This window comes from Pseudomonas sp. GOM7, from assembly GCF_026723825.1.
Taxonomy (GTDB): Bacteria; Pseudomonadota; Gammaproteobacteria; order Pseudomonadales; family Pseudomonadaceae; genus Aquipseudomonas.
The window spans coordinates 1,458,025-1,472,021 of the sequence record NZ_CP113519.1; the positions used below are offsets into that span (position 1 = coordinate 1,458,025).

General features: G+C 61.9%; 16 protein-coding genes. 8 read left to right on the forward strand and 8 right to left on the reverse strand.

The features are described from left to right. Window positions 1–2 precede the first annotated feature (2 nt). The 4 genes from OU800_RS06540 to minC all read right to left on the reverse strand — a co-directional run bounded on the left by OU800_RS06540 (window position 3) and on the right by minC (window position 2,676). Complete coding sequence (locus OU800_RS06540) at window positions 3–638, reverse strand: RluA family pseudouridine synthase (protein ID WP_268182157.1); 636 nt, start codon at window positions 636–638, stop codon at window positions 3–5. A 142-nt stretch (window positions 639–780) separates the two neighbouring features. Beyond that, a complete protein-coding gene (gene minE / locus OU800_RS06545) occupies window positions 781–1,035 on the reverse strand; it encodes a cell division topological specificity factor MinE (RefSeq protein ID WP_159970531.1) in 255 nt (84 codons plus the stop codon). Continuing rightward, window positions 1,032–1,847 carry a septum site-determining protein MinD gene (gene minD, locus OU800_RS06550; protein ID WP_268182161.1) on the reverse strand — a complete coding sequence of 272 codons (816 nt, stop codon included), beginning with the start codon at window positions 1,845–1,847 and terminating at the stop codon, window positions 1,032–1,034. The genes minE and minD overlap by 4 nt, the downstream gene beginning before the upstream one ends. A gap of 100 nt (window positions 1,848–1,947) precedes the next feature. Beyond that, a complete protein-coding gene (minC, locus tag OU800_RS06555; protein ID WP_268182163.1) occupies window positions 1,948–2,676 on the reverse strand; it encodes a septum site-determining protein MinC in 729 nt (242 codons plus the stop codon). A 502-nt stretch (window positions 2,677–3,178) separates the two neighbouring features. Here minC and OU800_RS06560 point away from each other — a divergent pair. Together OU800_RS06560 and OU800_RS06565 are read left to right on the forward strand one after the other, a co-directional pair. Then, window positions 3,179–4,111: a lipid A biosynthesis lauroyl acyltransferase gene (locus OU800_RS06560; RefSeq protein ID WP_268182165.1), complete on the forward strand. Its 933-nt coding sequence runs from the start codon at window positions 3,179–3,181 to the stop codon at window positions 4,109–4,111. A 35-nt stretch (window positions 4,112–4,146) separates the two neighbouring features. Continuing rightward, entirely contained in the window at window positions 4,147–5,322 is a 1,176-nt protein-coding gene (locus OU800_RS06565; RefSeq protein WP_268182167.1) for a patatin-like phospholipase family protein, read from the forward strand. Between the two features lie 3 nt (window positions 5,323–5,325). Here the strand turns inward: OU800_RS06565 and OU800_RS06570 are convergent, their stop codons facing one another. The 4 genes from OU800_RS06570 to OU800_RS06585 form a co-directional block, all read right to left on the reverse strand. Further along, the gene (locus OU800_RS06570) at window positions 5,326–6,180 is read right to left on the reverse strand and encodes a pirin family protein (RefSeq protein ID WP_268182169.1); all 855 of its coding nucleotides are present in this window, start codon (window positions 6,178–6,180) and stop codon (window positions 5,326–5,328) included. Between the two features lie 113 nt (window positions 6,181–6,293). Continuing rightward, window positions 6,294–7,064 (reverse strand): MlaA family lipoprotein, encoded by a 771-nt coding sequence (locus tag OU800_RS06575; protein ID WP_268182171.1) that lies wholly within the window; start codon window positions 7,062–7,064, stop codon window positions 6,294–6,296. Then, the gene (locus OU800_RS06580) at window positions 7,057–8,355 is read right to left on the reverse strand and encodes a serine/threonine protein kinase (protein ID WP_268182173.1); all 1,299 of its coding nucleotides are present in this window, start codon (window positions 8,353–8,355) and stop codon (window positions 7,057–7,059) included. The genes OU800_RS06575 and OU800_RS06580 overlap by 8 nt, the downstream gene beginning before the upstream one ends. 198 nt (window positions 8,356–8,553) lie before the next feature. Next, on the reverse strand, window positions 8,554–8,778 hold the full coding sequence (locus tag OU800_RS06585) for a DUF2061 domain-containing protein (RefSeq protein WP_268182175.1): 225 nt from the start codon (window positions 8,776–8,778) through the stop codon (window positions 8,554–8,556). Between the two features lie 201 nt (window positions 8,779–8,979). Between OU800_RS06585 and OU800_RS06590 the strand changes: the two genes are divergently transcribed. The 6 genes from OU800_RS06590 to OU800_RS06615 all read left to right on the forward strand — a co-directional run bounded on the left by OU800_RS06590 (window position 8,980) and on the right by OU800_RS06615 (window position 13,791). Further along, window positions 8,980–9,354: a DUF2784 domain-containing protein gene (locus tag OU800_RS06590; RefSeq protein WP_268182177.1), complete on the forward strand. Its 375-nt coding sequence runs from the start codon at window positions 8,980–8,982 to the stop codon at window positions 9,352–9,354. Between the two features lie 99 nt (window positions 9,355–9,453). Further along, entirely contained in the window at window positions 9,454–10,266 is an 813-nt protein-coding gene (locus OU800_RS06595; protein WP_268182178.1) for an SDR family oxidoreductase, read from the forward strand. 124 nt (window positions 10,267–10,390) lie between these two features. Then, window positions 10,391–11,530, forward strand: a complete 1,140-nt coding sequence (locus tag OU800_RS06600; protein WP_268184219.1) for an MFS transporter — start codon at window positions 10,391–10,393, stop codon at window positions 11,528–11,530. Window positions 11,531–11,603: 73 nt separating this feature from the next. After that, complete coding sequence (locus tag OU800_RS06605; RefSeq protein WP_268182179.1) at window positions 11,604–12,032, forward strand: hypothetical protein; 429 nt, start codon at window positions 11,604–11,606, stop codon at window positions 12,030–12,032. 6 nt (window positions 12,033–12,038) lie between these two features. Continuing rightward, window positions 12,039–12,371: a YnfA family protein gene (locus OU800_RS06610; RefSeq protein ID WP_268184221.1), complete on the forward strand. Its 333-nt coding sequence runs from the start codon at window positions 12,039–12,041 to the stop codon at window positions 12,369–12,371. A gap of 166 nt (window positions 12,372–12,537) precedes the next feature. Further along, on the forward strand, window positions 12,538–13,791 hold the full coding sequence (locus OU800_RS06615; RefSeq protein ID WP_268182180.1) for an OprO/OprP family phosphate-selective porin: 1,254 nt from the start codon (window positions 12,538–12,540) through the stop codon (window positions 13,789–13,791). Window positions 13,792–13,997: the final 206 nt, after the last annotated feature.

The following is a 13,997-nucleotide window of genomic DNA, read 5'->3' on the forward strand; positions in this document are numbered from 1 at the left end:
GATCAGAACGGTGCCGGGCACTCGAAGCGCAGGCGCTCACCCGTTTGCGGGTGGGTCAGGGCGAGCATGCTGGCGTGCAGGCACAGACGCTCATGTGCGGCCAGGGCCTGGTCATAGGCATAGAGGCGATCGCCCAGCAACGGATGGCCGATGGACAGCATATGCACGCGCAACTGGTGCGAACGGCCGGTGATGGGGGTAAGTTCGACCCGGCACCAGTCGCCGTAGCGTTCGATGATGCGCCAGTGGGTCAGGGCGTGCTTGCCCAGTTCGTGATCGACCACGTGGCGTGGCTTGGTCGGCGGGTCGTAGCGCAGCGGCAGGTCGATGCTGCCGCTATCGGCCTGTGGCTGACCCCAGCACAGCGCGGTGTAGGCCTTCTCGGTTTCGCGGTCGTGGAACTGCCGGGACAGCTCGCGGTGGCTGTCGGCGTCGCGGGCGAGGACGATGATGCCGGAGGTTTCCCAGTCCAGCCGATGGACGATGCGCGCTTCGGGGTAGCCATTTTCCTGCAGGCGGGTGACCAGGCAATCCTTGTTGTCATCGGCGCGGCCGGGCACCGACAGCAGCAGGGTGGGTTTGTTGATCACCAGCAGGGCGGCGTCCTGGTGGAGTATTTCGATCTGGCTCAGCGGCATGGTGTGTGGGCTGGTGTAGGAGCGAATTCATTCGCGATGCTTTTGGCCTGTAGACGCTTCGCGGAGGAATCCGCTCCTACAGGTGCGTGTTGCTACAAACGAACACGGCGGCCGAAGCCGCCGTGAGCGTCACCCTGCTCGATCAGCGATCGGGCAGGGTGATGTTGAGTTCCAGAATCGAGCAACTGCCCTGATCTTCCAGTGCCACCTGCACGTCCTTCTGATCGATGTTGACGTACTTGCGAATCACCTCGACCAGTTCCTTCTGCAGGGCTGGCAGGTAATCCGGCTGGGTGCGCTGGCCACGCTCGTGGGCGACGATGATCTGCAGGCGTTCCTTGGCGATGGATGCGGTAGTTTCCTTCTTGCGCGAACGCAAGAAGTCGAAAATATTCATTCTCGACCTCCAAACAGGCGTTGCAGGAAGCCCTGTTTCTTCACATCCAGGAAGCGGTGTGGCATGTCCTTGCCGAGCAGGCGGTCGACGGCATCGCTGTAGGCCTGGCCGGCATCGCTCTGGTCATCAAGGATGACCGGAATGCCCTGGTTGGAGGCCTTGAGCACGGCCTGGGATTCGGGGATCACGCCGAGCAGGCGTATGGCGAGGATTTCCTCGACGTCTTCGACGCCGAGCATCTCGCCCTTGGTGACGCGCTCGGGGTTGTAGCGGGTCAGCAGCAGGTGTTCCTTGATCGGCTCGCCGCCCTGTTCGGCGCGGCGCGACTTGCTGGCCAGCAGGCCGAGCATGCGGTCGGAGTCACGTACCGAAGACACTTCCGGGTTGGTCACGACGATGGCCTCGTCGGCGAAGTACATGGCCAGGTGCGCGCCTTTCTCGATACCGGCCGGCGAGTCGCAGACCACGTACTCGAAGTTTTGCGACAGCTCATTGATGACCTTCTCGACACCTTCCTGGGTCAGGGCGTCCTTGTCGCGGGTCTGGCTGGCGGCCAGTACGTAGAGGTTCTCCAGGCGTTTGTCCTTGATCAGGGCCTGGGTCAGGGTGGCTTCGCCGTTGACCACATTGACGAAGTCGTACACCACGCGGCGTTCGCAGCCCATGATCAGGTCGAGGTTACGCAAGCCGACGTCGAAGTCGACAATGACGGTCTTGTGCCCGCGCAGGGCGAGACCGGTACCGATGGCAGCGCTGGTGGTGGTTTTACCGACGCCACCCTTGCCGGAAGTGACTACGAGGATCTTGGCCAAGGTGATTCACCCCAAAAAATGAATAAAACGCGGGAATCCGAGGCCAACCAAGGCCTCCAGATGCCCTTTTTATGTCCGTAAAAAGTGGCGGAAGTATCCGTTAAAGACGGGTGATGTTCAACACGTCCCCTGACAGGCTGACCTGTACCCTATCGCCCCATAGCGGGTCGCGGCGCAGATCTTCGGCGACCTTGTAGTGGCCGGCGATCGAGAGCATCTCGGCGCCCATCTGCTGGCAGAAGATACGTGCCTGGGCGTTGCCTTTGACTCCCGCCAGGGCACGGCCGCGCATGGGGGCGTAAACATGGATGTTGCCATCGGCGAGAAGTTCCGCCCCAGCGCTGACCGGCGCCAGCACGATCAGGTCGCCGCCCTGGGCATAGACCTGCTGGCCACCGCGTACCGGGGTGGTGATGATGCGGCTGGGCCGATGCACGGGCTCGGCCGGTTTCTCCGGGGCTTTGGGCGGCGTCGGATCGATGGGTCGTTCGCGCGCGCCGGAAGGCGGCAGTACCGGCAGGTCCATGGCCTCGGCGGCGGCGATGTCGCTCTCGCGCGCGGCGCGGATGGCCAGGGTGCGCAGGCCGTGGCGACGGCAGACGGCCATCAGTTCGGCCAGGTCAAGTTCACCTTCGCCTTCGGGTAGCTTGTCCAGCGCCAGCACCAGCGGTGTGTTGCTGAAGAAGGCCGGGGCCTGGGCGACCTTTTCCGTCAGTTGCGCGTCGAGGCGCTCGAGATCGTTGTGCGCCAGTTCCATCACGGTGATGGCGAGCATGCTGCCCTTGAGCTGGAATACGGGGTCTTGGGCGAGGAGGTCGGTTTGGCTCATGGTGAGGCGATGGGCCTTCTGGCGATGCGAAAGATGCCGGACTTATAGCGATTCGAGCTGCAGGCCGCAACCAGCACGGCGCCTGCTGGCCAATGGAGATCATGGGGATGACGAGCGATTCGGGCGTTGCCGCGCCATGTGCGCGGGCCATGCACCAGGCCGGGTGTCCGAGCTGGTGGGAAAACTGCGTTAGCAGGCCGTTGAAAAACGTAGGCGACGACTGCATGGATGCAGGAGGTAGAGCGAAGCAGGAAGCCCGAGCCGAGGCAGGCAGTGCAATACCGATGGCGGCCCCGCAAAAACAGCCGCAACGACCAGCGGGAGTAACAGTCGAAGGCTGACCCGAAGGGCGAACGCAGTGAGTCAAAAAGGACTGGGCCCGCACTCGAGTTTACGTGCTGTAAATGAGCATTTTGATGTTTTAAACGCAGTATTGCCAACGCAGGTAGTTTTTCAACAGCCTGTTAGAATGCGCGGCCTTGCTCGTAACTGGAACCCCTTCATGGATCGCCCCCGCTTTCGTCCCTACTTCCTTCATCCGCGCTTCTGGCCGCTGTGGCTGGGCTTCGCGCTGCTGTGGCTGGTGGTGCAGTTGCCCTATGGCCTGCAACTGAAGCTGGGACGTGCACTGGGAGCCTTGATGTATCGCACGGCGGGTTCGCGTCGGCGTATCGCCACCCGCAACCTGGAGTTGTGCTTTCCCGACATGAGCGCTGCCGAGCGCGAGCGCTTGCTGCGCGAGAACTTCGCCTCCACCGGTATCGCCTTCTTCGAGATGGCCATGAGCTGGTGGTGGCCCAAGGCGCGTCTGGCCCGACTGGCGCACGTCGAAGGTCTCGAACACCTGCAGCAGGCTCAGGCCGAGGGGCAGGGGGTGATCCTCATGGCTGTGCACTTCACCACCCTGGAGATCGGCGCCGCGTTGCTCGGGCAGTTGCATACCATCGATGGCATGTACCGTGAGCATAAGAACCCGCTGTTCGATTACATCCAGCGTCGTGGCCGTGAGCGACACAATCTCGATGCCAGCGCTATCGAGCGTGAGGACATCCGCGCCATGCTCAAGGTGCTGCGCGCCGGCCGCGCCATCTGGTACGCACCGGATCAGGATTACGGACGCAAGCAGAGCATTTTCGTCCCGCTGTTCGGTATCCAGGCAGCCACCGTCACCGCCACCAGCAAGTTCGCCCGCCTGGGCAAGGCGCGCGTGGTGCCTTTTACCCAGCGCCGCCTGGACGATGGCAGCGGTTATCGTCTGGTGATCCATCCGCCGCTGGCGAATTTTCCGGGTGAGAGCGAAGAGGACGACTGCCTGCGCATCAATCAGTGGGTCGAGCAGGTGGTCAGTGCTTGCCCCGAGCAATACCTGTGGGCACACCGTCGTTTCAAGACGCGTCCCGAGGGTGAACCGAAGCTTTACGGAAAGCGCCGTTAGTCACTCTATACTCAAACAAAAAAACAGGATCGCCCATGACCGTCATAGCCCGTCCGCATGAGCCCGTCACGGGGCTGATCCTGTCCGGTGGCGGTGCCCGTGCGGCCTATCAGGTCGGGGTGCTGGCCGCCATCGCCGACCTGCTGCCAGACGCGTCGCACAATCCCTTTCCAGTAATCGTCGGCACTTCTGCCGGGGCGATCAACGCCGTCAGCCTGGCCTGTGGCGCCTTGCAGTTTGGTGAGGCTGTGCGGCGCCTGACCATGGTGTGGCAGCGCTTTCATACTCATCAGGTGTATCGCAGCGACTGGCCCGGCGTATTGCGTCAGGCTTCGCGCTTCATCGCCCACAGCTTGCTCGGTCTGGGGCGTGACACGCCGGTGGCATTGCTCGACAGCTCGCCACTGCGTGATCTGTTGCAGCAGGAGCTGGATTTCTCCGGAATCGCCGCGGCGGTGCGCCAGCGCAAACTGCGCGCCGTGGCGGTGACGGCCTTCGGCTACGACAGTGGCCAGGCGGTGACCTTCTATCAGGGGCGGGCGACCATCGATCCCTGGTTCCGCCATCGTCGTCTGGGTATCCCCACACGCCTGGCGCTCGACCACCTGCTGGCCAGTGCCTCGATTCCGTTGATATTTCCGCCCATGAGAATCGGTCGCGAGTATTTCGGCGATGGTGCGGTGCGTCAGTCGGCACCGATCAGCCCGGCCCTGCACCTGGGCGCCAGCCGGGTGCTGGTGATCGGGGTCAGTGGTAATGGCCAGGCTGCCGAGCCGCCGAGCAGGGGTGCCGGTCTGCGGCCACCGACCCTGGCGCAGATCGGTGGGCACATGCTCAACAGCACCTTCATCGATAGTCTGGAAAGCGATATCGAGCTGCTCAACCGGATCAATCAACTGAGCACCATGCTGCCTGGCGAGTCACGCCCGCACGGCCTCGGGCTGAAGCCCGTGGAGGTGCTGGTGGTGGCGCCGAGCCGGCCGCTGGATCAGATTGCCGCCCGCCATCGGCGGGAAATGCCCAGAGCATTGCGCCTGTTCCTGCGTGGCCCAGGCGCGACCAAGGCTGGTGGTGCCGGCGTGCTCAGTTACCTGTTGTTCGAGCCGGGCTACTGTAACGAGCTGATCGAGCTGGGTTACCAGGACGCCATGGCGCGTAAGGCGGAGCTCTGCGCTTTTCTCGGGCTGGCCGAAGTGGTGCAGATGGCCTGATAGTCAGGCCAGCACGCCATCGCGAAAATCGCGCAGGGCCTGTTCGATCTCTTCACGGCTGTTCATCACGAACGGGCCGTACTGCACGATGGGTTCGTGCAGTGGCTTGCCGGCGATCAGCAGCACGCCGGCGCCCTGGCTGCTAGCCAGGTGCAGCGCGCCTTCGTCCGACAGGCGCACCAGACGACCTGCCTTGATCGGCTCCGGGCTCGCATCCGGCAGGTTCAGCTCACCTTGGTAGACGTAGAGCATCACTCGATGTCCATCCGGCAGCTTGGGCGCTATGGCGCTGTCGGCTGGCAGGCGCAGGTCGAACAATTGTGGCTCGGTATGCGGGCGTTGCACGGCGCCAGTCTGACGAATCTCGCCATCGTCGAATTCGCCAGCGATCACCACTGCTTCCACACCCTTTGCCGTCGTTAGGCGAGGAATATCCGTAGCGGGAATGTCGCGATAACCGGCTTCTCCCAGCTTGTCCTTGGCGGGCAGGTTGAGCCAGAGCTGGAAGCCGCGCATGGCGCCGGACTCCTGCTCGGGCATCTCGCTGTGGATGATGCCGCGCGCGGCGGTCATCCATTGCACGCCGCCGCTGCCGAGCAGGCCGACATTGCCCAGATGGTCTTCATGGCGCATGCGTCCTTCGAGCATGTAGGTCACCGTCTCGAAGCCGCGATGCGGGTGCGGCGGGAAGCCGGCGATGTAATCGTCGGGGTTGTCGGTGGAAAACTCGTCGAGCATCAGGAAGGGATCGAAGCGTTCCAGGCCCGAGCCGCCGATCACGCGGTTGAGGCGCACGCCAGCGCCATCGGAGGCGGGTTGGCCGGGCTGGATGCTGAGAATGCGGCGTTGCGTGGTCATGGCAGGCTCCTGAAAAGGTGGCATGACGTCATGCTAGGCCGATTGAATCGATATTTGGGTGAAAAAATTTCGGCTCATGTATCGAATGGTTCGATGCATGAGCCGGTAGCCGGTCAATCGGCGATCTGCAGTTTGCGCGATTCGGTGTACAGGTAGCGCAGCTTTTCGTACTCGAACGGCGAGTTGAACTGGCCATAACGGAAGCTGGTGTTGGCACGTTGGTCGATGCCGCGCAAGACGCTGAGACCGGGGTTTTCGCTGCTGGCATCGGTGTAGTCCAGGTAGTTCACCGCGTTCTCCAAGCCGTAATCCACCACCAGGCCACTGGTGTCACGCAGGTTGGAAGGCCCCAGCAGCGGCAGCATCAGATAGGGGCCAGCCGGCACGCCGTAATGGCCGAGCGTCTGGCCGAAGTCCTCGCGGTACTGGGGCAGGCCCATGGCGGTGGCCGGATCCCAGATGCCGCCGATGCCGATGATGGTGTTGAACAGCAGGCGCGCGGTGCTGTTCATCGCGCGTTTGCCTTTGAGCTGCAGCAGGCTGTTGGCCAGGCTGGGGATTTCGCCGAGGTTGCTGAAGAAATTGTGCACGCCTGTTTGCAGCAAATCCGGCGTGACGTATTGGTAGCCCGCGACCACCGGCAGGAAGACCCACTGATCGAAGCGATAGTTGAAGTGGTAGACCCGCCGGTTCCAGGGTTCCCAGGGGTCGGGCACCTGCAGGGCGTCGCTGGAGGCGCGCTCGAACTCCTGCTGATCCAGCCCAGGGTTGAACTTGAGGTACTGCAGCGGATTGGTGAAGCCGTCGGCATCGACTCGGCGCTCGGCCATGACTTGCCCGCTGGCCAGCAGCAGGGCGACGATGAGAATGCTGTGCTTAGCCACGGAAGAACTCCAGCATGGCGTCGGCGTTGACGCGGTAGTTGAGATTGCCGCAGTGCCCGCCACGCGGGTAGAGGGTCAGGCGGTCACCAAAGGTGCGACGCAGAAAACCGATGTCACCCGGGCCGAGAATCAGGTCGTCGGCGTTGTGCATCACGGCGATCTTGTCGCTGCTCTTGAGGTAGTCCTCCAGGGCGTAGAGGCTGGTCTGCTGCACGAGCTGGTTGAGGCTGCCGCCGTCGTAGCGGGCGCGCCACATGGGCAGCAGTTGTTCGGTCATGTAGCAATCGAAATCACAGCGCAGGGACATCTGGAAGAAGGGGGTGAGGCTGGTGCTTTCGGTGATGTGGTAACCACGTGGGGTGATCAGACCGCGGCGGTTGAGCAGGTCGGAGGTGAAGACAATGTCGGCGGCGGAGAAGCGAAACGAGGTGCCGATGAGCATGGCCATCTGCTCGTTGGTGAGGTGCTCCCTGGACTTCTGGAAGTCGTAGAGCATGGCTTCGTTGATATCGAAACCGCCCTTGTCGTTGAAGTAGCGGGTCAGCTTGCCCAGCACCAGCTCATAGAAGTTGGTGCTGTTATTGATGCCCTGTACGCGGGTCTGCACCAGTTTGTCGAGGTTGCTGATGGAGGTGTAGAGGTTCACCGGCGGGTTGAGCATCAGCACGCGCTTGAAGTTGAAGGCACGGCGGGTTTCGTCGAGATGGCTGACGAAGGCCGCATGCAGGGCACCCAGGCTGTAGCCGGTAAGAAGAAACTCGCTGACCTCGAGATTGGGATGCTGGGCGCGTACCGCCTGCATGGCGCGGTACAGATCTTCAGCATCATCCGGGCTGTAACCCGGTGTGGCGAAGCGTGAGGCCGAGGCCATGAAGTCATAGCTGGTGGGAGAGGAGAGCTGTACGACGTGGAAACCCGCACCGTAGAACAGCTTCTTCAGGTATTCGGTGGTGTTGCTGGCGTAGCTGGCGCCGGTGCCGGAGATGATGAAGATCAGCGGTGCGCGGCCTTTCTGCCTGGCGAGGCGGTAATGCATGCGTGTGACCGGCCAGAAATTCTCCGACAGCTCGAATTCGCGTTCGGGGCGCAGGCGTATCGAATAGTCGCTCTGGTCGATATCGGCGTCATCCGGCAGGGTGGGGCGCAGTGCCGGTGGCGTGGTGGTAATGGTGGCCTCGAAAGGATTGGCCAGCGGGTAGCCGTAGCTCTGCACGTCGATATCGGCGGCAACGGCGGATACACAGAACAGCAGGCCACCCAACCAGGTGGTCAGTCGTGCAAGGCTGGACATGAAGGATAAGTCCCTTTGCGAAGAGATCGTTGGATTAAGCAGCGGGTTTATGACAACGCCAAGTCGGGCAAAGTGCCATGGCGTTCGCTTTGCCTGCCAATGAGCCGGGGTTATCTAGCGTTTACGAACGAGGCACGGCATGACGATAGCTTCGATCCTGGCGCCGAGTATGCCGCGCAGGAGGTGGGGGCTGGCAAGTCAGGCGTGGTGATGCAACCAGGCATGCTTGGGCCGTTCCTGCGGGGCCTGGCGACGTTTCTCGAAGCGCTGCCAGATCTTCTCGTGAAAATAGAAACCGACCGAGTTGCACAGCGGCTCGACCGCAGCCACCAGGCCACTGACCGCGATGCTGCCCGTCAGTAGGTAGGCGACGCCGAAAGCGATGCAGAAATGCATGATGGTGAAGGTCAGGGTCTTGAGCATGGCACACCTCGATGAGAATCATTTACCGATGTGGCCAGGCTAGTGCTCTGGAGGCGCGAAATGAAATTCGGCCTTTGCATGGTGTCGATAGTCTTGTTGAATCGATAGCTTTTCATCGAAAGGTATCGCCTATTGTTCATGGGGTCTTGGTACCGGGGTATCTTTGTCGAAACCTGGATACCCTTCACCGAGGAGATGGGAATGCTTCTGCGCCTGGCGGCCGATGCAGTGGTGCTGCTGCACCTGATGTTCATCCTGTTCGTGATGCTTGGCGGGCTGCTGGTCTGGCGCTGGCCACGGCTGTGCTGGTTGCACCTGCCGGCCGTGGCCTGGGGCATAGTGGTCGAGGCTTTTCAGCTAATCTGCCCGCTGACTCCCTGGGAAAACCAGCTCCGCCATGCTGCTGGTGATGCCGGGTATTCCGGCAGTTTCGTCGAGTATTACCTGTTGCCGGTGATTTACCCCAGTGGGCTGACCCCGCAGATTCAGCTAGGGCTCGCGGTGCTGGTGGTCGCGGTCAATGGGGTTGTCTATGCGGGCCTGGTCTGGCGTCACCGCAAGCGCTCTGCACACTGATTTGCCTGCTTCATTCATGAGGCTGATGGAGGCGCGGAGAGGTGTGCACCTTGGCTACACTGCCAGCCATTGCAACCGAACATTCAAAGGCAGGCCGCTATGCAAAACCGCATGATGATCACTGGCGCAGGCTCCGGGCTGGGGCGTGAAATCGCCCTGCGCTGGGCGCGTGATGGCTGGAAGCTGGCGTTGGCCGATGTCAACGAGGCCGGCCTGGCGGAAACCCTCGCGCTGGTGCGGCAGGCTGGTGGCGATGGCTTCGTGCAGCGTTGCGACGTGCGCGATTACAGTCAATTGACCGCCCTGGCCCAAGCCTGCGAGGAGAAGTTCGGCGGCATCGACGTGATCGTCAACAATGCCGGTGTGGCCTCTGGTGGTTTCTTCGGTGAACTGTCGCTGGAGGACTGGGACTGGCAGATATCCATCAACCTGATGGGCGTGGTCAAGGGCTGCAAGGCGTTCCTGCCGTTGCTGGAAAAGAGCCAGGGGCGGATCGTCAATATCGCCTCCATGGCGGCGCTGATGCAGGGGCCGGCTATGAGCAACTACAACGTGGCCAAGGCCGGTGTGGTGGCATTGTCGGAAAGCCTGCTGGTGGAGCTGCGTGAGCAGGGAGTCGGCGTGCACGTGGTGTGCCCATCGTTCTTCCAGACCAACCTGCTCGACTCCTTCCGTGGCCCGACTCCGGCGATGAAGGCGCAGGTGGGCAAGCTGCTGGAAAGCTCGCCGATCAGCGCAGCCGATATCGCCGACTACATTCATGCGGAAATGGCCAAGGGCAGCTTCCTCATTCTGCCGCACGAGATGGGACGCATGGCCTGGGCTCTGAAGCAGAAGAACCCGCAGGCGTTGTACGACGAAATGGCCAGCATGGCCGAGAAGATGCGCAGCAAGGCGCGTTCGATGAGTTGATCGGTCAGTCAGTTTTCCTGGCTGACAGGCTTGCCTCATCGGGGCTTCGGGGGTAGGGTGGCGCCCCCCGGCCTGCCGGCCGACTGAGTGTGGAGCCTTCGTGACTGCCTTTTCTCGGGGCCTGATGTTGCTGGCCCTGATACTGGCGGCGATCAACCTGCGCCCCGGTATCACTTCCCTCGCGCCGCTGATCGAGCGCATCGCCACCGAGCTTTCCCTGAGCCGTGGCTTCATCAGCCTGACCACCGCCCTGCCGGTGCTGTGCATGGGGCTGCTCGCGCCGCTGGCGCCACGTCTGGCCCAGCGCTGGGGGTTGGAGCGCACCATCATGCTGTGCCTGGCCTCCATCACCCTGGCGCTGGCGCTGCGTCTGGCCGCCCGGCAGAGCAGCCTGCTGATCGGCAGCGCGATCCTGCTCGGTGCGGCCATTGCCGTGGCCGGGCCACTGCTGTCGGGCTTCATCAAGCGCCATTTCGCCGACCAGGTCGGCCGTGTGGTGGGTTGGTACTCGCTGGGCATGGCCATCGGTGGCGGCGCTGGTGCGGTGCTCACCGCACCCTTGACCCAGCTATTCGGCGATGCCTGGGATCTGGGGCTGGCGAGTTGGGCAGTCCCGGCGTTGATCGCGACAGCCTTGTGGATAAGCCTGCCTAACCGGATGAGCAGTACGGCGGACGGCGAAGCTGCCGGCTTGCCCTGGCGTGTGCCCAAGGCCTGGCTGGTGAGCGCTTTCTTCACCTTGCAGGCCGGGCTGTTCTATGCCATCGCCACCTGGATAGTCGCGCGTTATCACGAGGCGGGCCTGAGCATGCTGCACAGCAACTCGCTGCTCAGCATCATCATGCTCATGGGCATGCCCAGTTCCTTCCTGCTGCCCTGGCTGGCCCAGCGCTTCGATGCGCGCTACGGCCTGTTGATGGCATGCGGCCTGAGCACCTGCCTGTGCCTGAGCATGATTACCTTCATGCCGAGCCTGATGCCGGAGGTCTGGGCATTCGCCATGGGCTTCTCGCTGGGCGGTTCCTTCTCGCTGTCGCTGGTGTTGCCACTCTATGAAGCCGGTTCGCCACTGGCGGTCAGTCGCTGGACGGCGATGATGCTGTTCACTGGCTACAGCCTGGGCAGCCTGACGCCTATCCTGACCGGGCTGGCGCGTGATCTCTCCGGTAGTTACCGCTTGCCGTTCGCGGTACTGAGTACAATGGCGCTGGTCATGGTGGGCCTGGCCTGGCGCCTGGGGCGCAGGCAGCCTGCACGTCGCTGATTATCGGCGGCAGTTCCTTTCGTGCGCTGGCGGCCTGTGTTAGAAGGCTGTCTGTTTTTTCTGGAGTGCCGGTATGGAGTCCGAATCCATCGTCTATGGCTGTATCCGCGATTGGCCGTCGGATGACCCCGAGCAGCGTCACCTGCGCCGCGAAAGCAACCGCAGCGTCCTGGCCGAGCTGCCGGCCGGGGAGTTGTGGCCCTTCCTCGGTCGGGAAATGTTCTCTTTCTGCGAGCTGCCCGGGGCGGGGCTGTACCAGACCCAGGTGATTCACTTCGGCGCCAGCTATGGCAGCGTCGAATACGAATGGAACCTGTGGATCGAGGCCTTCGAGACGTTGCTCAAGCGCCTGTACTGGGCCAGCGCCGTGGTGCATCTGGAGACCGAACTCAACGGCATGCATACCTTCCGCTGGGAGTCCGATAGTGGCTTTCACAGCCCCCAGGAAGGCGCCTTGCGCGTGCGCTGTGCCTGGGAGCGCGAAGGCAGTCTGCGCGGCTAAGAGATGATGCTCAACTACCTGCTGTTCCTGCTCGCCGCCCTGTTCGAGATCGCTGGTTGCTACGCCTTCTGGATGTGGCTGCGCCTCGACCGCAGTGCGTGGTGGATCCTGCCCGGCCTGCTCAGTCTGACCCTGTTCGCGCTGCTCCTGACACGGGTGGAGGCTGCCTTTGCCGGGCGCGCCTACGCGGCTTACGGCGGCGTCTACATCGTTGCCTCACTGGGTTGGCTGGCCTGGGTGGAGAAGAGCCGGCCGCTGGTCAGCGACTGGCTGGGCGCTGTGCTATGCCTGGTCGGTGCCGGCATCATCCTGTTCGGGCCACGACTGCAGGCATCGTGAATCTGGCTATATGCCTTATAAGCAAGCGGATTAAAAAGTTCCGCTGTAACCAAATCTTTATATATCGGCAACTGCGCTGAAATAACCCCTCGCCAAGATTCCCCCCAACACGAACGAGCCATTGCTCGGGTGTTTTCAACACTTAAAGTCAACAGGGGAATCCTCGATGATCCGTAAGCACTTCGCCGGTTTCGCAGCCAGCGCTCTGGCTCTGGCCGTCTCCGCCCAGGCTTTCGCCGGTACCGTTACCACTGACGGCGCCGATATCGTGATCAAGACCAAAGGCGGCTTTGAAGCTTCGACCACCGACAAGCAGTTTGGCTTCAAGCTGGGCGGTCGTCTGCAAGCTGACTACGACCAGTTCGATGGCATTTACACGAAGAACGGCAAGACTGCCAACGAAGCCTACTTCCGTCGTGCAATCCTCGAGATCTCCGGTGTCGCCTACACCGACTGGAAATATGCCTTCAACGTCGACTTCGGCGAGAGCGGCAGCAGCAAGTGGGATGAAGCCTCCATCACCTACACTGGCTTCAAGCCGGTCAACGTGAAGATCGGTCGTTTCGATCCGGACTTCGGCCTGGAAAAAGCCACCAGCTCCAAGTGGATCACCGCCATCGAGCGTTCTGCCATCTATGACCTGGCTGACTGGGTCAACGACAAGCAGGACGGTATGGGCATGCAGGTCAGCGGCGTAGCTGGCGACATGTTCTACGGTTCGGCCGGCTTCAATCGCGCCAAGGGCAATGAAGACGTAAACGGCAAGAACAACAATACCTACAACCTGCGTGCGGTCTTCGCACCGATGGCTGAGGCCGGCAACGTGCTGCACTTCGGCGTAGACTATGCCAAGCGCAGCACCGAGGACTTCGATGGTCGAGTCCGTTCCCGTATGGGGGTTCGTGGTACCACCGAGGATAGCGTCAACGGCAACCGCCCGGATTTCGCTCCTGCTGTGACTGGCCAGTTCGATGCTGACAGCGCCTGGGGCTTGGAAGCAGCTTTCGCTGCCGGCCCGTTCTCGGTGCAGAGTGAATACCTTAAGCGTGATATCGACGCCAAGTCGGGTTCCGTCCGTAATGATCGCGAAGCGACTGGCTACAACGTGCAAGTGGCTTACACCCTGACCGGCGAAGCTCGTGGCTACAAGCTTGACGGCGGCAAGTTCGACAGCATCAAGCCGAACGACAAGCAGATGGGTGCCTGGGAAGTCTTCTACCGCTACGACAACATCAAGGCTGAAGAGTCGGACTTCGTCGACACCAAGGCCAAGATTCACACCGTCGGTGTCAACTGGTACGCCAACGAGGCTGTGAAGGTATCGGCGAACTACCTGAAAGCATCTACTGACAAGGTCACCAACAGCAACCGTGATGATGACGGTGATGCAGTTAGCATGCGTCTGCAGTACGTGTTCTAAGCCGCTTCACGAGTAGTAGCTCCTGTTGAGCCCCGCCATTGGCGGGGCTTTTTTATGGTGGGGTGTAAAAGGGTTCTTCTTGGATGCCTGGGAAAAGCAGTCCGGTATCACGGTTTACATCCAGCCAGGAGGCTCTTGATACCCGTACCAGATGGGGCTTGTAGCGCAATCACGCTTGCCACGGTGATGATGAGCCGACTGGCTAT

What these genes read in the sequence shown, in the direction of transcription:
- OU800_RS06540 (WP_268182157.1), bottom strand. Translation starts at nt 638, where the DNA reads ATGCCGCTGAGCCAGATCGAAATACTCCACCAGGACGCCGCCCTGCTG.
- minE (WP_159970531.1), bottom strand. Translation starts at nt 1,035, where the DNA reads ATGAATATTTTCGACTTCTTGCGTTCGCGCAAGAAGGAAACTACCGCA.
- minC (WP_268182163.1), bottom strand. Translation starts at nt 2,676, where the DNA reads ATGAGCCAAACCGACCTCCTCGCCCAAGACCCCGTATTCCAGCTCAAG.
- OU800_RS06560 (WP_268182165.1), top strand. Translation starts at nt 3,179, where the DNA reads ATGGATCGCCCCCGCTTTCGTCCCTACTTCCTTCATCCGCGCTTCTGG.
- OU800_RS06565 (WP_268182167.1), top strand. Translation starts at nt 4,147, where the DNA reads ATGACCGTCATAGCCCGTCCGCATGAGCCCGTCACGGGGCTGATCCTG.
- OU800_RS06570 (WP_268182169.1), bottom strand. Translation starts at nt 6,180, where the DNA reads ATGACCACGCAACGCCGCATTCTCAGCATCCAGCCCGGCCAACCCGCC.
- OU800_RS06580 (WP_268182173.1), bottom strand. Translation starts at nt 8,355, where the DNA reads ATGTCCAGCCTTGCACGACTGACCACCTGGTTGGGTGGCCTGCTGTTC.
- OU800_RS06585 (WP_268182175.1), bottom strand. Translation starts at nt 8,778, where the DNA reads ATGCTCAAGACCCTGACCTTCACCATCATGCATTTCTGCATCGCTTTC.
- OU800_RS06590 (WP_268182177.1), top strand. Translation starts at nt 8,980, where the DNA reads ATGCTTCTGCGCCTGGCGGCCGATGCAGTGGTGCTGCTGCACCTGATG.
- OU800_RS06595 (WP_268182178.1), top strand. Translation starts at nt 9,454, where the DNA reads ATGCAAAACCGCATGATGATCACTGGCGCAGGCTCCGGGCTGGGGCGT.
- OU800_RS06600 (WP_268184219.1), top strand. Translation starts at nt 10,391, where the DNA reads ATGTTGCTGGCCCTGATACTGGCGGCGATCAACCTGCGCCCCGGTATC.
- OU800_RS06605 (WP_268182179.1), top strand. Translation starts at nt 11,604, where the DNA reads ATGGAGTCCGAATCCATCGTCTATGGCTGTATCCGCGATTGGCCGTCG.
- OU800_RS06610 (WP_268184221.1), top strand. Translation starts at nt 12,039, where the DNA reads ATGCTCAACTACCTGCTGTTCCTGCTCGCCGCCCTGTTCGAGATCGCT.
- OU800_RS06615 (WP_268182180.1), top strand. Translation starts at nt 12,538, where the DNA reads ATGATCCGTAAGCACTTCGCCGGTTTCGCAGCCAGCGCTCTGGCTCTG.